Below are 19,618 nucleotides of genomic sequence, written 5' to 3' on the forward strand. Positions count from 1 at the left end.
GACCTCTGTCTCTGCCGGGCGCCGCTGAGTAGACTGCCAGTGCGTCCGCGACGCACGCGGAAACTCAACGGAGAGGCAAGCCCATGACTGAGACCGCACCCGAGGATGACCGCCGGAAAGCCAGCACCGAACCCGGACTGGACGGCGAAGGCGACCAGTATGCCGCTGCTTCCGGCCACACGGAGGGCGCGGACCGGACCCCCGAAGAGGCCCGCGAGACGCAAGTGGACGAGGACAGGGAGTCCTGAGGGGGCCGTTCACGCTCAGCGAACACTTCGCCGCCTGGTTTTGCCTGCCCCAAAAACCCCGGAATTCCGCGGATTTCGTGGCTTGGGAATCACGGCATTACCCAAAGTTGAGTCAAGTTCGCTCAACTTTGGGTTGACACCTTTCCGGCCGCAGGTAGAGTTGAGTCCAGAACGCTCAATGAGTGGGCGGTACGAAGTTTCCACAGGAAAGAAGGAAGCAACACATGTCACGTGCAGTAGGTATCGACCTCGGAACCACCAACTCCGTCGTCTCCGTTCTCGAAGGTGGCGAGCCCACCGTTATTGCCAACGCCGAGGGTGGCCGCACCACGCCGTCGGTCGTTGCATTCTCCAAGTCCGGCGAAGTCCTGGTCGGCGAGATCGCCAAGCGCCAGGCCGTCAACAACATTGACCGCACCATCGCCTCCGTCAAGCGCCACATGGGCACTGACTGGTCAGTCTCCATCGACGACAAGAAGTACACGGCGCAGGAAATCTCCGCCCGTATCCTCATGAAGCTGAAGAACGACGCCGAGTCGTACCTGGGCGAGAAGGTCACCGACGCCGTCGTCACCGTTCCGGCCTACTTCAACGACGCCCAGCGCCAGGCCACCAAGGAGGCCGGCGAAATCGCAGGCCTGAACGTCCTCCGCATTGTCAACGAGCCCACCGCGGCAGCACTGGCCTACGGCCTGGACAAGGGCAAGGAAGACGAACTCATCCTTGTCTTCGACCTCGGCGGCGGAACGTTCGACGTCTCCCTGCTCGAAGTGGGCAAGGACGAAGACAACTTCTCCACCATCCAGGTCCGCTCCACCGCCGGTGACAACCACCTCGGCGGCGACGACTGGGACCAGCGCGTTGTTGACTACCTGCTCAAGCAGCTCAAGGTCAAGGGCATCGACCTCTCCAAGGACAAGATCGCCCTGCAGCGCCTCCGCGAGGCATCGGAGCAGGCCAAGAAGGAACTCTCCTCCTCCACCAGCACCAACGTCTCCCTCCAGTACCTGTCCGTCACCCCCGACGGCCCGGTCCACCTGGACGAGCAGCTGACCCGCGCCAAGTTCCAGGACCTCACCAAGGACCTGCTGGACCGCACCAAGAAGCCGTTCCAGGACGTCATCAAGGAAGCCGGCATCAAGCTTTCCGAGATCGACCACATCGTCCTCGTGGGCGGTTCCACCCGTATGCCCGCCGTGTACGAGCTCGTCAAGGAACTCGCCGGCGGCAAGGAGCCGAACAAGGGCGTCAACCCTGATGAGGTCGTGGCCGTCGGTGCTGCACTCCAGGCCGGTGTCCTCAAGGGCGAGCGCAAGGACGTCCTGCTGATCGACGTCACCCCGCTTTCCCTCGGCATCGAGACCAAGGGCGGCGTCATGACGCACCTGATCGAGCGCAACACCGCTATCCCCACGAAGCGCTCCGAGACCTTCACCACCGCGGATGACAACCAGCCGTCCGTGGCCATCCAGGTCTTCCAGGGCGAACGTGAGTTCACCCGCGACAACAAGCCGCTGGGCACGTTCGAGCTGACCGGCATCGCACCGGCTCCGCGCGGCGTCCCGCAGGTCGAGGTCACCTTCGACATCGACGCCAACGGCATCGTGCACGTCTCGGCGAAGGACAAGGGCACCGGCAAGGAGCAGTCCATGACCATCACCGGCGGCACCGCGCTGTCCAAGGAAGACATTGACCGCATGGTCAAGGACGCCGAGGAGCACGCAGCCGAGGACAAGGCCCGCCGCGAGGCGACCGACACCCGCAACACCGCCGAGCAGCTCGCCTACTCCGTGGACAAGCTGATCGCGGACAACGCCGATAAGCTGCCCGAAGAAGTCAAGAACGAGGTCCAGGCCGACGTCGACGCCCTCAAGAAGGCACTCGAAGGCACCGATGACGCCGAAGTGAAGACCGCGTTCGAGAAGCTGCAGGCTTCCCAGGGCAAGCTCGGCGAGGCCATCTACGCCCAGGCAGGTTCTCCTGATGGCGCCACCGGTGCTGCAGGTGCCGAAAGCGCAGCGGGCCCTGAGGGCACGAAGGCTGACGAAGACATCGTCGACGCCGAGATCATCGACGAAGACGAAGCGAAGAAGTAGCCATGCCGCACCACGGTAACGAGGAAGAGCACAACTCATCCGCAAACCAGGAGCAGCAGGATCGCCAGCAGGGCGAAGGCCACCAGGAACCGGTCATCCGGGACAGCCGCAAGGTTGACCCGGTGACCGGGAAGGCACGGCACCCGGAGGGCGGGCACCACGCTGATGCCCCCGCCGCCGAGCCTGTGGACACCGACGGCGACGCCCTGGCCCAGGCCGAGGAAATCCTCAACGGCGTCGAGGTGCCGGCCGAGGAATCCGTAGCCCAGGGAGCAGGCCACGCTGAAGCCGCGGAGCTGAAGAATGACCTTCTTCGCCTCCAGGCCGAGTACGTCAACTACCGCAAGCGCGTCGAACGTGACCGCGCCGTGGCAGGGGAGATGGCCGTCATTGGCGTCCTGAACTCCCTGCTGCCGGTACTGGACGACGTCGATGCTGCCCGCCAGCACGGTGACCTGGCCGACGGCCCGTTCGCCGCGATCGCCACCAAGCTGGAGAACGCGCTGAAGACGTACGGCCTGGTCCGGATCGATGAGACCGGCGTGGAGTTCGATCCCACAGTCCACGAGGCCCTCATCCAGCAGCCCGGCGAGGACATCGAGGTTGACACCGTCAGCCAGGTCCTCCGCTCCGGCTACCGGTCCGGCGACCGCGTGCTCCGCGCCGCGCAAGTCATTGTGGCCGTTCCGGCTTAGTCTGCTCATGAACGCGCCGAACGGATAAGGGGCCCCGCCCCTACGCTGGGTGGCCAGGATCTGCGATCCTTGGCCACCCAGCTTCGGCAGGCCCGATGCCACTCCCGGGCCCCTTATGCGTCCGTCGCTTGGCGGTAATCTCGCCTTAACGCTTTTGTACTTTTGAAAGGAAACGCCATTGGCTAGCCAGGATTGGGTGGACAAGGACTTTTACGCGATCCTTGGTATCGCCAAGGACGCTTCCGACGCCGATATCAAGAAGGCTTACCGGAAACTTGCCCGCCAGCACCACCCGGACACCAACGCCGGGAACGCTGCCTCGGAGAAGAAGTTCAAGGACATCTCCGAGGCCTATTCCGTGTTGTCAGATTCCGATGAGCGCCAGCAGTATGACGCCATCCGTGCCATGGGTGGCGGCGCACGGTTCGCTCCCGGGGGTGCAGGTGCCGGCAACGGCGGGTTCGAGGACATGTTCGGTGGCCTGTTCACCGGCAGCACCGGACGCCACGCAGGCGGCTTCAGCACGGCCGGTGGCATTCCGCCGGAGTTCGCTGACCTGTTCGGCGGCGGTTTCGGGGCCCAGCCCGGTTTCCAGCGGACCCCCCAGAAGGGCGCGGACCGCACCGCTTCCACCACCATTTCCTTCGCTGGCTCCATCCGCGGCACCTCCATCGGCCTGCGGGAGCCCAACGGCGAAGTCATTGACGTCCGTGTTCCGGCCGGTATCAAGGACGGCCAGAAAGTACGCGTCCGCGGCAAGGGCCAGCCCGGCCCCGCCGGCAACGGCGACCTGGTGGTGGCCGTTTCCGTCAAGCCCCACGATTTTTACACGCGCGACGGCGACAACCTCCGCATCCACGTTCCCGTCACCTTCCCGGAAGCCGCTTTGGGCGCCGACATCGAAGTCCCCACCCTGGACGGCGAGAAGGTCCGGGTCCGTGTTCCGGCAGGCACCCCGTCCGGCCGCACTCTTCGGGTGAAGGGCCACGGCGTGAAGACGTCCAAGGCCACCGGTGACCTCCTGGTGACTATCGACGTCGCTATTCCCAAGAACCTGAACAAGGAAGCCGAGGCGGCCGTGAAGGCTTTCGCCGCAGCCACCGCCGATGCCGACGTCCGGAGCGGCCTGGCCGCCAAGGCCCGGCTGTAGGCAACGGAGCAGACCGTGGACATCAGCGCTGACCAGCCGATCTTCGTGATCTCCGTGGCGGCTGAACTGGCGGACATGCACCCGCAGACCCTCCGGCAGTACGACCGGCTGGGCATCGTTTCGCCCAGCCGCGCGCCGGGGAAGTCCCGCCGCTACTCGCAGCGGGACGTGAACATGCTGCGTGAAGTCCAGCGGCTGTCCCATGAAGGCGTCTCGCTGGAAGGCATCAAGCGGATCCTGGAACTCGAGAACCAGGTGGCTGCACTGCAGTCCAGGGTGAGTGAACTGACCGAGGAACTGGGCCGCCGTCGTCCGCTTGACCAGCGGATCTTTGCCGCCGGTGCGGCCGGCGATGTGGTGAGCCTTGCCCGCGGGCAGCGGCCCCGCGCACGGTCCCAGGCTGTGGTGATCTGGCGCCCCAGGGCGCTGGGCACGTAGCGGGCTGGGTGATGTGAGCACTATGAGGTCGAATACCCATAGGGGTATGCTGGCGATGTAGGCAGTTACATCAACCGTTCAGGAGCAGCCATGAACTACACGCATACCGTGACAGTACCGCTGGAATGGGAGGATGCCGTGCAGCGCACCCGCGAAGCCCTTGCTGTGCAGGGATTTGGGATCCTCTCCGAGATCAACGTCCGTGCCACTTTCCAGACCAAGCTCGGCGTCGAGGCAGCAGACGCACTGGGCGACTATGTGATCCTCGGTGCCTGCAACCCTGCCCTGGCAAACCGGGCGCTGTCCGCCGAGCCTGACATGGGGGCGCTGCTGCCGTGCAACGTGGTGGTCCGCCGCGGCCCGGACGCTGCCCGGACCACCATCCAGGCCATCGATCCGCAGACCATGGCAAAACTCAGCGACAGCCCCGCCGTCCAGGAGGTCGCGAACGACGCCGATACCCGGCTCCGCGCGGCCCTGGCCTCGTTGGACGGCGCCGGGGAAGCTCCGGGCAATTAACCTCAACCGAAAGTAGAGTACTCACTACTCGTGACGGCTCCGCCCCCTTTGTCTTGAATGGAACTGCAGCTGGGTCTCACAGCGCAAGTTCGAGCCTCTGGGGGTTTTCACGTGTTCGGTTCTTCAGTCCAAATGTTCGCAGGGTCCACCGCCGGGCTGATCCTGCTGGCCATCGGCCAGACCGTCGTGGTGGTGTGCGTCTGCTTCGACATGGTGCGGGCGCTGTCTGTGCCGAGGTCGCACCGGCGCTACCTTGCCAGTACCGTGTTCCGGACGCTGGCCATCCCGTCCATCATCGCTACGGGCATGAGTGTCCTGATTGACGCGTTGTCCTGGTCCTGGATGGATGTCTGCATGTCGATGTTCGTGATGGTGGCGATCATCTTCCGCCTGCACCACGACAAGGACGAGGACAGCTGGTGGAAGGGCAAAGGCAAGAAGCTGGCGCGCTGGGCCCGCCGGCAATTCAGTGGCGGCACATCCGTGGCGCCAGCGCTGGGGTAACCCACGGTTGATCAGTCCAGGAAGCGCCGACGGCCCTTCCCCTGATGGACCCTCCGTATAGCCGCAGGTCAGGACGGATTTTGGTGCGTCGACCCGATTGTGTCCGGCGTCCAGGCCAAAGTTACGCGGCGGCAGGTTTCCCGCAGGTTAACTCTTAGCCCCCGCTTTTCCGCGGTTCCTCCCGCCCTTACGGTGTGCACCATCGTCTCAGGCCAGCCGTGGCAACAGTCCGGAAACTGACTCGAAACCAACTCCGCCGGTGCCGAAACAATCCGCTCCTAGATTCATCGCAAGGGGTCACTTCTGACGGGCCTCGGAGGCGAGCCGCTGCCCAGCGCAGCGGCGGAGTGAGAAGCAGGTACATATGAGGGTTTCGGTCACCAAACGCGCTTTCCTTCCCCTGGCGGCAGCCGCCATGGCCACTGTCCTGGCAGGCTGCGGCAGCCAGATCGCGGATCCGGCGTCCGCAGGCTCCACCGCCAGCAGTGGTACGTCCTGCGTTGACACTTCAGGCAGCAGCGTCAAAGTGGGGTTCATCAACTCGCTCTCGGGCACCATGGCCATCAGCGAGAGCACTGTTTTCGACTCCCTGACCCTGGCTGCCGAGGAGATCAACGCTTCCGGCGGTGTCCTGGGCAAAAAGCTTGAGGTCATCAGTGAAGACGGCGCCAGCGAACCCACCAAGTTCGCCGAGCGTGCCGGAAAGCTGATCCAGCAGGACTGCACCGCCGCCGTGTTCGGCGGCTGGACCTCGTCAAGCCGCAAGGCCATGCTCCCCGTGTTTGAGGCCAACGACGCATTGCTCTTCTACCCAGTACAGTACGAGGGCCTCGAGTCCTCGAAGAACATCTTCTACACCGGAGCCACCACCAACCAGCAGATCATTCCGGCCCTGGACTACCTGGCCGAGCAGGGGACCAAGTCACTCTTCCTCGTTGGCAGTGACTACGTCTTCCCGCGCACAGCCAACAAGATCATCCAGGCCTACGCCGAGGCCAAAGGCATCGAAGTCCTCGGGGAAGAATACGCACCGCTTGGCTCCACCGAATTTTCGACCATCGTCAACAAGGTCCGCGACTCCAAGGCCGATGCGGTCTTCAACACCCTCAATGGCGACAGCAACGTTGCCTTCTTCCGCCAGTACAAGAGCGTCGGCCTGACGGCGGACACCATGCCGGTGGTCTCCGTCTCCATCGCCGAGGAGGAAGTCCCCGGCGTCGGCCTGGACAACGTACAGGGACAGCTGACTGCCTGGGATTACTACCAGACCCTGGACACCCCGGCCAACAAGAAGTTCGTTGCCGCGTTCAAGGCCAAGTTCGGCTCCGAGCGGGTAACCAGCGACCCCATGGAAGCTGCCTACACCTCGCTTTACCTGTGGAAAGCCATGGTGGAGAAGGCCGGATCATTTGAGGTCGACAAGGTACAGGCCGCAGCGGATGGGGTGACCTTCGAGGCGCCTGAAGGCCTGGTCACCGTCAACGGGGAGAACAACCACATCACCAAAACCCCGCGCATCGGCAAGATCAACGCAGACGGCCTGATCGACACGGTGTGGTCATCACCCGAGGCAGTTGAACCGGATCCGTTCCTGGCCACCTACGACTGGGCCAAGGACCTGGCCAAGTAGCGGACGCTCCAGAAAATCGATGAAAGGCCTGCTGGAATGGAACTCCTGATAGGGCAGATGTTCGCCGGACTCAGTCTCGGCTCGGTGCTGCTGCTGGCAGCACTGGGACTCTCGTTGACGTTCGGCCAGATGGGGGTCATCAACATGGCCCACGGTGAGTTCATGATGGCCGGCGCGTACACGGCCTTCGTGGTTCAGCGGGCCATCTCCGACGCCGGCGTATCGCTGCTGGTTTCCATTCCCGCCGGCTTCCTGGTGGGAGGTGTCCTGGGGCTGGTGCTCGAAGCGGTGCTGTTGCGCCGCATGTACCACCGGCCCCTGGACACCCTCCTGGTCACTTTCGGGGTGGCGCTGATCCTGCAGCAGGCCGCACGTGACATCTTCGGCGCACCCAGCGTGGATGTCCGGGCGCCGGCCTGGCTGCAGGGGAACATCGAGTTGCTCGGCGCCCCCATCCCGCTGACCCGTCTCTTTATCCTGGGGCTCTCGCTGGTGTGCCTGGCCGGACTGGTCCTGCTCCTGAAGGCCACGCCGCTGGGGCGCCGGATCCGGGCTGTTGTCCTGAACCGCGACCTCGCGGAAACCTCCGGGGTGTCCACGAGGCGCAGCGACCAGTTGACCTTCTTCATCGGGTCTGGCCTGGCCGGCATCGCCGGCGTCGCCGTCACCCTGATTGGCTCCACCAGCCCGTACCTGGGCACCAACTACATCGTGGATGCTTTCCTGGTGGTGGTGGCCGGCGGCATCGGCCAGATCAAGGGAGCCGTCATCGCTGCGTTTTCCCTCGGAGTGCTGCAGTCCGTCTTCGAGTATTCGACGACGGCCAGCATCGGCAAGGTGCTGATCCTGATCGTGATTGTGGTGTTCCTCCAGCTCCGGCCGCAGGGCATCTTCAGCCTCAAAACGAGGAGCCTGGCATGAAAAGCCTGTTGCACGGACGGATGGGAACCGCGGCCGGATTCACCCTCGGCGCGGTCCTGCTCCTCGGGGTTGCACCCGCGGTACTTCCCGCGTTCAACCTGGCCCTGCTCGGGAAGTTCCTGTGCTTTGCCATCGTGGCGGTCGGCATCGGCCTGGCGTGGGGACGCGGCGGGATGCTGACCCTGGGCCAGGGGGTGTTCTTCGGTCTTGGCGCGTACATCATGGCCATGCACATGAAGCTGGCCGACGCCTCACTCTTTGGCGGCTCCGGCGTCCCGGACTTCATGTCCCTTTACGGCAGCGGCGAGGTGCCGGGCTGGTGGGAACCGTTCCGCAGCCCCGCGGTGACGCTCCTTGCCGTGGCCCTGGTACCGGGGCTGGTAGCACTGGTTCTGGGATTGGCGATCTTCAAGCGCCGCGTCAAAGGTGCCTATTTCGCGATCCTCAGCCAGGCCCTGGCGGCTGCCTTTGCGGTGTTCCTGATTGGCCAGCAGGCCACCACCGGCGGCTCCAACGGCCTCAACGGGTTCCGGTCTTTCTTCGGCTTCGACCTGAAGGACCCGAACAACAAGCTCATGCTGTACCTGATCGCGGCGATAGTCCTGCTGCTCTCCCTCGCCGCCGCACGGCAGCTGATGCACAGCCGGCTCGGCGAGTTGCTGGTGGCAGTCCGGGACCAGGAGGAGCGGGTCCGGTTCCTTGGTTACGATCCCGCGACCGTCAAGACTGTCATCTATGTGGTTGCAGCTGTTCTGGCAGGCATTGCAGGGGCGCTGTTCGTTCCGCTGGTCGGGATCATTTCACCGGCGGATGTGGGCGTGATCCCGTCCATCGCCTTCCTGATCGGCGTAGCAATCGGCGGCCGCGCCACCCTGCTGGGGCCGGTCCTTGGCGCTGTGGGCGTCGCCGCAGCCCAGTCCAGCCTGTCCTCCACCTTCCCTTCCTTCTGGGTGTACTTCCAGGGGCTGCTGTTCGTCCTGGTCATCGGCTTCATGCCGGGCGGGCTTGCGTCCTTGCCGGCGCTGGTGCGCCGGCGGCGCCGGACCCCGCCCGCAGCAGCGACGCACGAAGCGGCAGTGGAGCCCGCAGCAGCCGGGCCCGCGGCCCCAAGCCCTGCAGCGCCAGATCCTGTGTCCCCAACTCCCGCAGCCCCGGATCCTGGAGCCCGCCGCAAAGCCACCACGTCCGAGGAGGTCAGCAGATGACTACCCCCACTCTGCTTCCCGAGGGGGAGCCACAGGCCGGTGGACTGCGCCACGGCCGGCCCAAATACCTTGAAGTCCGCGACCTCTCGGTCTCCTTTGACGGATTCCTCGCCGTGGACAACGTCAACCTCAACGTGATGCAGGGCGACCTGCGGTTCCTGATCGGCCCCAACGGTGCAGGAAAAACGACCGTCATCGATGCCATCACCGGACTGGTACCGGCGTCGGGGTCAGTGAACCACACCGGAACAGAGATCCTGGGCCGCAAAGTGCACCAGATCGCGCGGCTGGGCGTGGGACGCACGTTCCAGACCGCCAGCGTGTTTGAGAACCTTTCAGTGCTTCAGAACCTCGACATCGCCGCTGGCTCGGGCCGCGGTCCTCTGAAGATGCTCCGCCGCCGGACGTCCGTGGAGCCGGCCGTGGAGGAGGCCTTGGAAATCATCGGACTGGAGGGGGCGGCGGACAAGCAAGCGGGCATCCTTGCCCACGGACAGAAGCAATGGCTGGAGATAGGCATGCTGCTGGTGCAGAACTCAGACGTGCTCCTGCTGGATGAACCGATCGCCGGGATGAGCCAGGATGAGCGGAGTGAAACAGGCGAGCTGCTGCGGCGCATCGCCGCCAGCCGGATCACCCTGGTCATTGAGCACGACATGGACTTCGTCCGGGAATTCGCGACGTCGGTCTCAGTCCTTGCCGCCGGAAAGGTCCTCAGCGAGGGAAGCGTGGCGCAGGTGCAGGCGGACCCGAAGGTGCAGGACGTCTACCTGGGCACCTCGGGCACCTCGGGCACCTCGGGAACGGAAGGCCACTGATGCTGAACATCGAGAATCTGCAGACCGGCTACGGCCGCACCCAGGTGATTTCCGGGGTGAGCCTGACCGTGGACGACGGAGCCGTTGTCTCAGTCCTGGGCCACAACGGTGCCGGCAAATCGACGCTGCTGCGCGCCGTCGTCGGGCTTCTCAAACCCATGGCGGGACGCATCACGCTGGACGGGGAGGACATCTCTGCCCTCCGCCCGCACCAGCGGGTGGCGCGCGGCATGGCCTATGTGCCGCAGGGCCAGCAGTCATTCGGGCAGCTGTCCGTCATGGAGAACCTGCAGCTCGTGGCGGACGGGCGGAAGCACGGTGCTGAGCGGGTGGCGGAGGCCCTCGAGATGTTTCCCGCGCTCCGGCCGCTGCTGGCACGGCGGGCGGGGCTGCTGTCCGGCGGCCAGCGTCAGCAGCTGGCCATTGCCCGGGCCCTGATCACCGATCCGCGCCTGCTGATCTTGGACGAACCCACGGAAGGGATCCAGCCCAACGTTGTGGCCGAGATCGAGGCGACCATCGTCAATCTCTCCCAGCGCGACGGCATGAGCATCCTCCTGGTGGAGCAGCACATCGGGTTTGCCCTCCATGCTTCCGACAGTTACCACGTTCTTTCTGCGGGCAGGGTCTCCTCATCGGGGGCGGGCGGCGCCGGATCGGCCGCCAGTGTGCGGCAGGCAATGCTCATCTGAGGCGACTCAGTAGCTGGCAGGGGAGCCGCCGTCGGAGGCCTTGATGTACTGGGCGGCGAGGGCCTCAGAGCCCCGCGCCAGCAAGGCGACGTCGGCGCCCACCAGGATGAAGTCGGCACCGGCGTCGAGATACCGCTGGGCGGTGTCCGGGTTGAACGCGTTGACGCCGGCGGGTTTCCCTGCCGCTTTCGCGGCTTTGAGGCAATGCTCGACGGCAGCACGCACCTCCTCGTGGTCTTGCTGGCCCAGCAGCCCCATTGACGCGGCGAGGTCGGAGGGCCCAAGGAAGATGGCGTCCACGCCGTCCGTCTTCAGGATCTCTTCCACCGCGTCTACGGCGGCGCCGGATTCGATCTGGACCGTGACGCTGATGGTCTCCCCGGCCCGGGCCAGGTAGTCCGGGACCCGGTTCCAGCGCGCGGCCCGCGCCAGGGCGGACCCCACGCCGCGGACCCCGTGGGGAGGGTAGCGGGTAGCGGCCACCGCGGCTTCGGCCTCCGCCAGGGAGTTCACCATGGGGATCAGCAGGTTCTGCACGCCCAGGTCCAGGTACTGCTTGATCACCACGGTGTCGTTCACGGGCGGCCGCACCAACGTGTGGACCGGATATCCGTGGATGGCCTGGAGCTGGGCGAGGATGGATTCGAGCCCGTTGGGGCTGTGCTCGGCATCCACCAGCAGCCAGTCCAGCCCTGAGCCGGCACAGAGTTCGGCGATGAGCGGGCTGCCGGAGCACACCCACATTCCGGCCAGGGGACGGTCCGCCGCGGCCAGGGCGTCGCGGAAGGTGTCTTCTATTCGAAGCGGCATGTCACAACTCCCAGTGGTCCGTAGTCTGCGTGGACGGTATCGCCTTTGTCCACCCACAGGGGACGGGTGAAGGAGCCGGCCAGGATGATGTCGCCGGCTTTCATGCTGTCCCCGTGGGCTGCGATCTTGTTGGCCAGCCAGTGCACCCCGTTGGCCGGGTGGTCCAGGACCCCGGCGGCAACACCGGTTTCCTCCACGGTCTGGTTCTTGTAGAGGATGGCGGCGACCCAGCGGAGGTCCACGGCGTCGGGTTTAACCGGGTTGCCGCCGATCACCATGGCACCCATGGCCGCGTTGTCCGAGATGGTGTCCACGATGGTCCGGCCCTCCATCTCGATCCTCGAATCGAGGATCTCCAGGGCCGGAACCACGTAATCGGTGGCCTTCAGGACATCGAAAATGGTGCACCCCGGGCCCTTCAGCCCGTCCTTCAACACAAACGCCAACTCCACCTCCACCCGCGGATGGGTGTACTTGTCCCACTCCACCGAACAGCCGGTCTCCAGGACCATGTCATCAAAGATGGCACCGTAGTCAGGTTCGGTGATGCCGGTGGCGGCCTGCATGGCCCTGGACGTGAGGCCGATCTTCCGGCCCACCAGGGTCCGGCCGGCCTCCTCGTTCCGCCGCCGCCAGAGCTGCTGCACGGCATAGGAGTCCTCCACCGTCATCTGCGGGTACCGGGCGGTCAGCCGGGGGACCGGTTTCCGGTTCCGGCCGGCCTCCAGCAGTTCGTCCGCGATGGCCTCGATCGTCGTCGCATCCAGCATGGCTACAGCTGCGCTCCGAGCTTGAAGCCGGTCCGGTCCCCTTCCGGGGACCCGTCCTTGCGGGTGTAGGAGAATCCGTCGGCTCCCACGGTCACTGCCATTTCGCTCTTTTCCTCGCGTTCGATGACGGGCTGCGGGTTGCCGTCCAGGTCCAGGACCAGGGAGGCTTCGGTGTACCAGGACGGGACCACCGGGTTGCCCCACCAGTCGCGGCGCTGGTTGTCGTGCACGTCCCAGGTGACCACGGGGTTGTCCGGATCGCCGGTGTAGTAGTCCTGGGTGTAGATCTCCACGCGGTGGCCGTCCGGATCCAGGATGTAGAGGTAGAACGCGTTGGACACACCGTGCCGTCCGGGACCGCGTTCGATCCTGTCACTGATGCGCAGGGCGCCCATCTTGTCGCAGATCTGGATGATGTTGTGCTTCTCGTGCGTGGCGAACGCAATGTGGTGCATCCGCGGGCCGTTGCCGCCGGTCAGTGCGGTGTCGTGCACGGTCTGCTTGCGGTGCATCCACGCCGCGTACGTCACGCCGTCGGAATCCTGGATGTCCTCCGAGACGCGGAAGCCCAGGTCTTCCAGGTATTTGCGGCCGCGGGGAACGTCCGGTGTGACCTGGTTGAAGTGGTCCAGGCGGACCAGTTCGCCGGCGGAGTAGAGGTCGTAGCGCTGGGTGAGGCGTTCCACGTGCTCCACGTCGTAGAAGAATTCGTAGGGGAACCCCAGCGGGTCCTCGACGCGTACGGAGTCGCCGATGCCCTTGGTGAAGCCTTCCTTGCGGCGTTCGGTGCGGCAGCCCAGTTCCCTGTAGTAGGCCTCTGCGGCGTCCACTTCGGCGGGGGACTTCACGCGGTAGGCGAAGGCTGCGACGGCGGCGATGGGTCCCTTGCGGAGTACCAGGTTGTGGTGGATGAACTCCTCGAGGGAGCGCAGGTAGATGTTGTTCTCATCCTCCTCCGTGACGTGCAGGCCCAGGAGGTCCACGTAGAACGCACGGGACTTGGCGAGATCGGTGACCACGATCTCCATGTAGGCGCAGCGGACAATGTCCGGGGCCGGGACGGTGGGGGTGGGAACGACGTTGGTCATGGTGTGCTCTCTTCTTTGAGGTGGATGGGTGGCGCTCAGGCGCCGAACTTGGGGGTGTGGACGGTGCCGAGGGTGATGTGCACGGCCTGCTGGTCGGTGTAGAAATCGATGGAGCGGTAGCCGCCTTCGTGGCCCAGGCCGGAGGCTTTGACGCCGCCGAACGGGGTGCGCAGGTCACGGACGTTGTGGCTGTTCAGCCACACCATCCCGGCCTCGACGTTCTGGGAGAAGTTGTGCGCCCGGGTCAGGTTCTGGGTCCAGATGTAGGCGGCCAGGCCATACCTGGTGTTGTTCGCCAGGGCCAGCGCCTCGTCGTCGTTCTCGAACGGGGTGATGGCGACGACGGGACCGAAGATCTCCTCCTGGAAGATCCGGGCGTCCGGGGCGACGTCGGCAAACACGGTGGGTGCGATGTAGTTGCCTTCGGGCAGGCCTTCCGGCCGTCCGCCGCCGGCCAGCAGCCGGCCTTCGGACTTGCCGATTTCCACGTAGGAGGCGACCTTCTCGAAGTGCTCCGGGTGCACCAGCGCACCCACCTGGGTCTTGGGATCATGCGGGTCGCCGACCACGATGTTGTTCGCCCGGGCGGCGTACCTCTCGCAGAACTCGTCGTAGATGGCACGTTCCACGAGGATCCGGGAGCCGGCGGTGCAGCGTTCGCCGTTGAGTGAGAAGACACCGAACAGGGCAGAGTCGATGGCGGCGTCGAGGTCGGCGTCGGCGAACACAACGCAGGGGGACTTGCCGCCGAGTTCCATGGACAGGCCCTTGAGGTTGGCGGCCGCGTTGCGGAAGATGGTCTGCCCCGTGGTGGTCTCGCCGGTGAAGGAAATCAGCGGAACGTCCGGGTGCTTGACCAAGGCGTCGCCGGCTTCCTCCCCGAGCCCGTTGACCAGGTTGAACACACCGTCCGGCAGGCCGGCGTCCTTGAAAATCGTGGCCCACAGCGAAGCGGACAGCGGCGTGAACTCAGCGGGCTTGAGGACCACGGTGTTGCCGGTGGCCAATGCGGGGGCGAGCTTCCAGGACTCGAGCATGAACGGGGTGTTCCACGGGGTGATGAGCCCGGCAACGCCGATCGGCTTGCGGTTCACGTAGTTGATCTGGGAGCCGGGGACCTTCATGGCGTCGTCGAACTGGGCAACGATCAGGTCCGCGAAGAAGCGGAAGTTCTCCGCCGCGCGCAGGGCCTGGCCCTTGGCCTGGGTGATAGGCAGGCCGGTGTCGAACGTTTCCAGTTCCGCGAGCCGGTCCTCCTGGGCCTCGACGGCGTCGGCGATTCTGTTCAGGATGCGGGCCCGTTCGCGGGGCTTCATCTTCGGCCACGGACCGTTCTTGAACGCTTCACGGGCCGCGGCGACAGCGAGGTCGATGTCCTCCTTCTGTCCTGCCGCGGCGGTGGCGTAGTTCTGGTTCGAAACCGGGTCCAGGACATCGAAGGTCGCCCCGCCCACCGAGTCGACGAACTGGCCGTTGATGTAGTGCTGGATGTGGGTGGGAAGATCCTGCGGCACGTAATGCTTCGTGGTCTGTTCGGCTGTAAACGACATTGTTTTGATCCTTACTGTGTCACTGAGGAGCAACGCGGGGTCACTTTTGGCCCTCTGGAGGCCTAATATCGGGCGTTGAGTGACCCCGCGTTGGTTTCGGCGTTGGTTTCGGCGGGGGCTGCCTGGGCGAGGTAGGCGTCCAGGGTGGTGGAACGATGCAGGCGGGCGGCTTTCTCGATGGCATCTGCGTCCGCCCCTGTTTCGATGAGCCGGAGCAGCGCCTCGTGTTCGTCCACGGAATCGTGGGCGCGGCCGGGGACAAACCGGAAGGTGGAGGACCGCAGCGAGGCCAGCCGGTTCCAGCCGCGGTGGACCAGGTCCAGGATGTGCGGGTTGGGGCAGCGTTCAAACAGGACGCTGTGGAAGTCCTGGTTCAGCTGGGTGAAGCGGACGGGATCGAAGTGCTTGAGGCATTCACGCATTTCCTCGTTGATGCTGCGGGCCCGCTCGATGTCCTGCTCGCCGATCAGCGGAGCCGAGATGGCGGTGGCCGCTCCCTCCACAATGCTCAGGGTCTGCATGGTGTAGAGGTATTCGGTGGGGTCGATGCCGGCCACGGTGGCGCCCACGTTGCGTTCGAAGGTCACCAGGCCTTCCGCTTCGAGCCGGCGGATGGCCTCGCGGACGGGCACCACGCTGAAGCCAAGGTCCTTGGCAATGGTGCCCAGGACAAGCCGGTAGCCGGGGGTGTAGGCGCCTTCGACGATCCGTGCCTTCACGGCGCGGTAGGCCTGCTCCGACTTGCTGCCTGTATTACCGGCCGCCACAGCTGTTTCAGTCACGGGCTTTGCCTGCTTCCCATTCCTCATACTTCGCGCGCCAGTCCTTGCCCAGCGGGTAGAGCCCGTCCACGCTGTGGCCCTGCTGCACCATCTCGGCGATGAATGTTTCCTCGCGCTCCTGGGCGATCGAGTCATCCGCGAGCTCTTCGGCCATCGCCGGCGGGATGACAAGGATGCCGTCCGAATCGGCCACGATAATGTCGCCGGGCTGCACGGTGGTGCCGCCGCACGCGATGGTGATGTCGGTGTCCCACGGGATGTGCCGGCGGCCCAGGACGGCGGGGTGCGGGTTGGAATAGTAGGTAGGCATCTCCATGGCGGCCACGGCGGAGAAGTCGCGGACGCCGCCGTCGGTGATGATGGCTGCCGCGCCGCGGACCTCTGCGCGAAGGGCCAGGATATCGCCGATGGTGCCGGTGCCCTTTTCGCCGCGGGCCTCCATGACCAGGATCTCGCCCTCGTTCACAGAGTCGATGGCCCGCTTCTGGGCGTTGAAGCCGCCGCCGTGGGTGGTGAAGAGGTCCTCGCGGTTGGGTACGTAGCGCAGCGTCCGGGCCAGGCCCACGATCCGCTTGTCCGGCCGGGTGGAGGTCAGGCCGTCGATGCTGACGTTGTTCAGGCCGCGCTTGCGGAGCTGGGAGGACAGGGTGGCGGTGCAGACGCTCTCCAGCTTTGCCTTCAGTTCGGGGGAGAGGACAGGCCCGACGGCGGCACTTGCCTCGGGTGCCAAAGCCTCGGGTGCCAGACCGGCGGCCTCGCGCGAACCGTACGCCTCCTCACGCTGGACGTCGTCTGCCTGGGGCTGGGCACCAAACCCGGCGAACGGCGTCGTGCCTTCCACCACCGTGGTGACCAGGCGGCCGGTGCTCAGGCGCCCGTCAGCGGTACTGACTTCCACCTCCAGCACGTCTCCCGGTTTGGCAACGGAGGCGCCGGCGGGGGTGCCGGTGAGGATCAGGTCGCCTTCTTCGAGGGTCAGCAGTTGGGACAGGTCCGCCACCAGCCGCGCGAACGGGAAGAGCAGGTCTGCTGTGGTGTCGTCCTGGACCACCTCGCCGTTGTGCCAGGTGCGGATCCTCAGGTTGGCGGGGTCGACGTCGTCTGCCGGAATAAGTGCCGGGCCCACCGGAGTGAAACCGTCGCCCCCCTTGGACCGGAGGTTGGAGCCTTTGTCCGCGTAGCGGAGGTCGTAGACACCGAGATCGTTGCTGGCGGTGACCGCTGCGACGTGGCTCCAGGCGCCCTCGATCCCCACCCGCCGTGCCTGTTTGCCGATCACCAGGGCGATCTCGCCTTCATAGCCAAGAAGTTCGCAGCCGGCGGGGCGTTCCACCGGTGACCCGCTGAGGGAAAGGGAGGAGGATGGCTTCAGGAAGTAGGACGGCTGGGCCGGCGTACGTCCCCGCTGGGCGGCGCGGCTGGGGTAGTTGATATGCACCGCGATGACTTTGCGGGCCGAGGCCAAGATGTGGTCGGTGACCTGTTCCAACAGCTGCTCCTCGTCGAGTACGAAATCGTATACGATCACTATACTCAGTCGGGCGAACGCGTCAACCCCTCAAAATTCCCGGGAATCCCGGCGGGCAAACCCCGGAGATTTGGCCGGGGCGATGGGCTCTTGTCGCCCCCGTCACATCTGACGTACAGTTGAAATCGAAGTTAAGATTTCATTTATCGAACGTGTTGTTCTGATATAGAACAGCCAGTCGATCCCAGACAGCCACACAGTGAAGTGAGGAAAGCCCGTGCAGTTCCACCATCACGGATACGTATCCGGGGACCCCCGGGTCAAGCCGGCAGCCGGAGCAGGCATCAATCGGCCCGCGGATCTTCCGGAGGAGGTCGACGTCCTCATTGTGGGTACAGGCCCTGCGGGCATGCTCGCCGCCGCGCAACTCTCCCAGTTCCCGGACATCACCACCCGGATCGTCGAGCGCCGCCCCGGCAGGCTCGTCATCGGCCAGGCCGACGGCATCCAGGCCAGAAGCGTCGAGACCTTCCAGGCGTTCGGCTTCGCCGAGCGGATCATTGCCGAGGCGTACCGCATCACGGAGATGGCATTCTGGAAGCCGGACCCGGCTGACCACTCCCGGATCGTCAGGGGTGCACGCACGGTCGACGACGAAATGGGCATCAGCGAATTCCCGCACCTCATCGTGAACCAGGCGCGGGTACTGGACTACTTCGCCGAAGTCATGGCCAACTCGCCCGCCCGGATGTCCCCCGACTACGGCTACGCGTTCCGCGGGCTCGAGGTCGGCACTGAGGGGGAGTACCCCGTCACGGTGACGCTCGCCCACGCGGTGGGACCCAACGAGGGCCAGGACCGCGTTGTCCGTGCCAAGTACGTGATTGGTGCCGACGGTGCGCGCAGCAAGGTGCGTGACTCGATCGGCTGCACCCTCGCGGGCGACGCTGCAAACCATGCCTGGGGCGTCATGGACGTGCTCGCCAACACGGACTTCCCGGACATCCGGACCAAGTGCGCCATCCAGTCCGGCTCGGGCGGCAGCATTCTGCTGATCCCCCGCGAGGGCGGTTTTCTCTTCCGCATGTACGTTGACCTCGGGGAGGTCGACCAGCACGACCACGGCTCCGTGCGCGCCACCACCATCGAGCAGATCATCGCCCACGCCAACCAGATCCTGCACCCCTACACTCTGGACGTCCGCAATGTCGCCTGGCACAGCGTCTATGAGGTCGCCCATCGCCTCACAGACCGGTTCGACGACGTCCTTCCGGACCAGCGGGGGACCCGCACGCCGCGCGTCTTCATCACCGGGGATGCCTGCCACACACACAGCGCCAAGGCGGGCCAGGGAATGAATGTCTCCATGCAGGACGGCTTCAACCTCGGCTGGAAGCTGGGCCACGTCCTTGAAGGACGCAGCCCGGAGAGCCTGCTGTCCACGTACTCCGAAGAGCGCCAGGTGGTGGCGAAGAACCTCATCGACTTCGATAAGGAATGGTCCACCATGATGGCGAAGAAGCCCGAGGAGTTCGCGAACCCCTCCGAACTCGAGGACTTCTACGTCAGTACGGCCGAGTTCCCCGCCGGCTTCATGACGCAGTATGCGCCGTCGATGCTTACCGCCGAACCCGCGCACCAGGAGCTTGCGGCGGGGTTCCCCATCGGCAAGCGCTTCAAGTCGGCGCCGGTGGTGCGCGTTGGTGACACCAACCCGATCCACCTTGGGCACCACGCCACTGCTGACGGCCGGTGGCGGATCTACGTCTTTGCCGACACGGCACTGCCCGGCGCCGGAACGCAGTCGGCCGTTAACGCCTTCGCCGAGTGGATTGCGAACGCGGCCGACTCACCGCTCGCCGCGACGCCGGCGGGCGCTGACCTTGACGCGTGGTTCGACGTCAAGGTGGTCTACCAGCAGCCGCACACGGCAATCGACATCAATGCCGTCCCCGCGGTGTTCAAGCCGCTCGTGGGGCCGTTCCAGCTCCGGGATTACGAAAAGGTCTATGCCACGGATCCAAAGGCTGACATTTTCGAGCTGCGTGGCCTGGACCGTGGCGGCGTGGTGGTGGTGGTGCGCCCGGACCAGTACGTGGCCAATGTCCTCCCGCTGACGGCGACGGCGGAACTGGGCGCGTTCTTCGCACCGCTCCTGCAGGTCCGCCAGCCGAAGGAGGCCTGACCCCCGGTCCACTGAAGGCAACCGGTTGCCGTACTGTGGTGGCCGTGTA

At 65.3% G+C, this 19,618-nt stretch carries 19 protein-coding genes; 13 read left to right on the forward strand and 6 right to left on the reverse strand.

The genetic code is table 11. From position 1 onward, the window contains the following. Positions 1–83 precede the first annotated feature (83 nt). The 12 genes from AC1MCA_RS11900 to urtE all read left to right on the forward strand — a co-directional run bounded on the left by AC1MCA_RS11900 (position 84) and on the right by urtE (position 10,916). Entirely contained in the window at positions 84–248 is a 165-nt protein-coding gene (locus AC1MCA_RS11900; RefSeq protein WP_479797359.1) for a hypothetical protein, read from the forward strand. Positions 249–472: 224 nt separating this feature from the next. Continuing rightward, positions 473–2,344: a molecular chaperone DnaK gene (gene dnaK / locus AC1MCA_RS11905; protein ID WP_479797363.1), complete on the forward strand. Its 1,872-nt coding sequence runs from the start codon at positions 473–475 to the stop codon at positions 2,342–2,344. A gap of 2 nt (positions 2,345–2,346) precedes the next feature. Next, positions 2,347–3,039, forward strand: coding sequence for a nucleotide exchange factor GrpE (locus AC1MCA_RS11910; protein ID WP_479797367.1), 693 nt, complete (start codon positions 2,347–2,349; stop codon positions 3,037–3,039). A 178-nt stretch (positions 3,040–3,217) separates the two neighbouring features. Next, a complete protein-coding gene (locus tag AC1MCA_RS11915; RefSeq protein WP_479797372.1) occupies positions 3,218–4,189 on the forward strand; it encodes a DnaJ C-terminal domain-containing protein in 972 nt (323 codons plus the stop codon). 15 nt (positions 4,190–4,204) lie between these two features. Further along, positions 4,205–4,627, forward strand: coding sequence for a heat shock protein transcriptional repressor HspR (locus tag AC1MCA_RS11920; protein ID WP_108597558.1), 423 nt, complete (start codon positions 4,205–4,207; stop codon positions 4,625–4,627). Between the two features lie 90 nt (positions 4,628–4,717). Further along, complete coding sequence (locus AC1MCA_RS11925; protein WP_479797376.1) at positions 4,718–5,146, forward strand: DUF302 domain-containing protein; 429 nt, start codon at positions 4,718–4,720, stop codon at positions 5,144–5,146. A 132-nt stretch (positions 5,147–5,278) separates the two neighbouring features. Further along, positions 5,279–5,650 (forward strand): hypothetical protein, encoded by a 372-nt coding sequence (locus AC1MCA_RS11930; protein ID WP_479797381.1) that lies wholly within the window; start codon positions 5,279–5,281, stop codon positions 5,648–5,650. Between the two features lie 364 nt (positions 5,651–6,014). Further along, positions 6,015–7,280, forward strand: coding sequence for an urea ABC transporter substrate-binding protein (gene urtA, locus AC1MCA_RS11935; protein ID WP_479797385.1), 1,266 nt, complete (start codon positions 6,015–6,017; stop codon positions 7,278–7,280). Between the two features lie 36 nt (positions 7,281–7,316). Beyond that, positions 7,317–8,201: an urea ABC transporter permease subunit UrtB gene (gene urtB / locus AC1MCA_RS11940; RefSeq protein ID WP_108597562.1), complete on the forward strand. Its 885-nt coding sequence runs from the start codon at positions 7,317–7,319 to the stop codon at positions 8,199–8,201. Next, positions 8,198–9,406, forward strand: coding sequence for an urea ABC transporter permease subunit UrtC (gene urtC / locus AC1MCA_RS11945; RefSeq protein WP_479797392.1), 1,209 nt, complete (start codon positions 8,198–8,200; stop codon positions 9,404–9,406). The genes urtB and urtC overlap by 4 nt, the downstream gene beginning before the upstream one ends. Continuing rightward, on the forward strand, positions 9,403–10,224 hold the full coding sequence (gene urtD, locus AC1MCA_RS11950) for an urea ABC transporter ATP-binding protein UrtD (protein ID WP_479797395.1): 822 nt from the start codon (positions 9,403–9,405) through the stop codon (positions 10,222–10,224). Before urtC ends, urtD begins: the two co-directional genes overlap by 4 nt. Beyond that, complete coding sequence (urtE, locus tag AC1MCA_RS11955; protein ID WP_479797399.1) at positions 10,224–10,916, forward strand: urea ABC transporter ATP-binding subunit UrtE; 693 nt, start codon at positions 10,224–10,226, stop codon at positions 10,914–10,916. Before urtD ends, urtE begins: the two co-directional genes overlap by 1 nt. Before the next feature lie 6 nt (positions 10,917–10,922). Here urtE and AC1MCA_RS11960 read toward each other — a convergent pair whose 3' ends face one another. The 6 genes from AC1MCA_RS11960 to AC1MCA_RS11985 all read right to left on the reverse strand — a co-directional run bounded on the left by AC1MCA_RS11960 (position 10,923) and on the right by AC1MCA_RS11985 (position 17,405). Beyond that, positions 10,923–11,726 carry an HpcH/HpaI aldolase family protein gene (locus AC1MCA_RS11960; RefSeq protein WP_479797402.1) on the reverse strand — a complete coding sequence of 268 codons (804 nt, stop codon included), beginning with the start codon at positions 11,724–11,726 and terminating at the stop codon, positions 10,923–10,925. Continuing rightward, positions 11,711–12,496 carry a 2-oxo-hept-4-ene-1,7-dioate hydratase gene (gene hpaH / locus AC1MCA_RS11965; RefSeq protein WP_479797406.1) on the reverse strand — a complete coding sequence of 262 codons (786 nt, stop codon included), beginning with the start codon at positions 12,494–12,496 and terminating at the stop codon, positions 11,711–11,713. Before hpaH ends, AC1MCA_RS11960 begins: the two co-directional genes overlap by 16 nt. Before the next feature lie 2 nt (positions 12,497–12,498). Next, on the reverse strand, positions 12,499–13,584 hold the full coding sequence (gene hpaD, locus AC1MCA_RS11970; protein WP_479797409.1) for a 3,4-dihydroxyphenylacetate 2,3-dioxygenase: 1,086 nt from the start codon (positions 13,582–13,584) through the stop codon (positions 12,499–12,501). 35 nt (positions 13,585–13,619) lie between these two features. Continuing rightward, complete coding sequence (gene hpaE / locus AC1MCA_RS11975; protein WP_479797412.1) at positions 13,620–15,134, reverse strand: 5-carboxymethyl-2-hydroxymuconate semialdehyde dehydrogenase; 1,515 nt, start codon at positions 15,132–15,134, stop codon at positions 13,620–13,622. A gap of 62 nt (positions 15,135–15,196) precedes the next feature. Continuing rightward, positions 15,197–15,916 (reverse strand): GntR family transcriptional regulator, encoded by a 720-nt coding sequence (locus tag AC1MCA_RS11980; RefSeq protein ID WP_479797416.1) that lies wholly within the window; start codon positions 15,914–15,916, stop codon positions 15,197–15,199. Next, positions 15,909–17,405 carry a fumarylacetoacetate hydrolase family protein gene (locus AC1MCA_RS11985; protein ID WP_479803372.1) on the reverse strand — a complete coding sequence of 499 codons (1,497 nt, stop codon included), beginning with the start codon at positions 17,403–17,405 and terminating at the stop codon, positions 15,909–15,911. The genes AC1MCA_RS11980 and AC1MCA_RS11985 overlap by 8 nt, the downstream gene beginning before the upstream one ends. A 256-nt stretch (positions 17,406–17,661) precedes the next feature. Here AC1MCA_RS11985 and AC1MCA_RS11990 point away from each other — a divergent pair, with 256 nt between their 5' ends. Next, on the forward strand, positions 17,662–19,569 hold the full coding sequence (locus tag AC1MCA_RS11990; protein ID WP_479797420.1) for an FAD-binding monooxygenase: 1,908 nt from the start codon (positions 17,662–17,664) through the stop codon (positions 19,567–19,569). Positions 19,570–19,618: the final 49 nt, after the last annotated feature.

This window comes from Arthrobacter sp. BK1 (assembly GCF_056680055.1).

What these genes read in the sequence shown, in the direction of transcription:
- AC1MCA_RS11900 (WP_479797359.1), top strand. Translation starts at nt 84, where the DNA reads ATGACTGAGACCGCACCCGAGGATGACCGCCGGAAAGCCAGCACCGAA.
- urtC (WP_479797392.1), top strand. Translation starts at nt 8,198, where the DNA reads ATGAAAAGCCTGTTGCACGGACGGATGGGAACCGCGGCCGGATTCACC.
- urtE (WP_479797399.1), top strand. Translation starts at nt 10,224, where the DNA reads ATGCTGAACATCGAGAATCTGCAGACCGGCTACGGCCGCACCCAGGTG.
- hpaE (WP_479797412.1), bottom strand. Translation starts at nt 15,134, where the DNA reads ATGTCGTTTACAGCCGAACAGACCACGAAGCATTACGTGCCGCAGGAT.
- urtB (WP_108597562.1), top strand. Translation starts at nt 7,317, where the DNA reads ATGGAACTCCTGATAGGGCAGATGTTCGCCGGACTCAGTCTCGGCTCG.
- AC1MCA_RS11960 (WP_479797402.1), bottom strand. Translation starts at nt 11,726, where the DNA reads ATGCCGCTTCGAATAGAAGACACCTTCCGCGACGCCCTGGCCGCGGCG.
- AC1MCA_RS11910 (WP_479797367.1), top strand. Translation starts at nt 2,347, where the DNA reads ATGCCGCACCACGGTAACGAGGAAGAGCACAACTCATCCGCAAACCAG.
- urtD (WP_479797395.1), top strand. Translation starts at nt 9,403, where the DNA reads ATGACTACCCCCACTCTGCTTCCCGAGGGGGAGCCACAGGCCGGTGGA.
- AC1MCA_RS11925 (WP_479797376.1), top strand. Translation starts at nt 4,718, where the DNA reads ATGAACTACACGCATACCGTGACAGTACCGCTGGAATGGGAGGATGCC.
- dnaK (WP_479797363.1), top strand. Translation starts at nt 473, where the DNA reads ATGTCACGTGCAGTAGGTATCGACCTCGGAACCACCAACTCCGTCGTC.
- hpaD (WP_479797409.1), bottom strand. Translation starts at nt 13,584, where the DNA reads ATGACCAACGTCGTTCCCACCCCCACCGTCCCGGCCCCGGACATTGTC.
- urtA (WP_479797385.1), top strand. Translation starts at nt 6,015, where the DNA reads ATGAGGGTTTCGGTCACCAAACGCGCTTTCCTTCCCCTGGCGGCAGCC.
- hpaH (WP_479797406.1), bottom strand. Translation starts at nt 12,496, where the DNA reads ATGCTGGATGCGACGACGATCGAGGCCATCGCGGACGAACTGCTGGAG.
- AC1MCA_RS11930 (WP_479797381.1), top strand. Translation starts at nt 5,279, where the DNA reads ATGTTCGCAGGGTCCACCGCCGGGCTGATCCTGCTGGCCATCGGCCAG.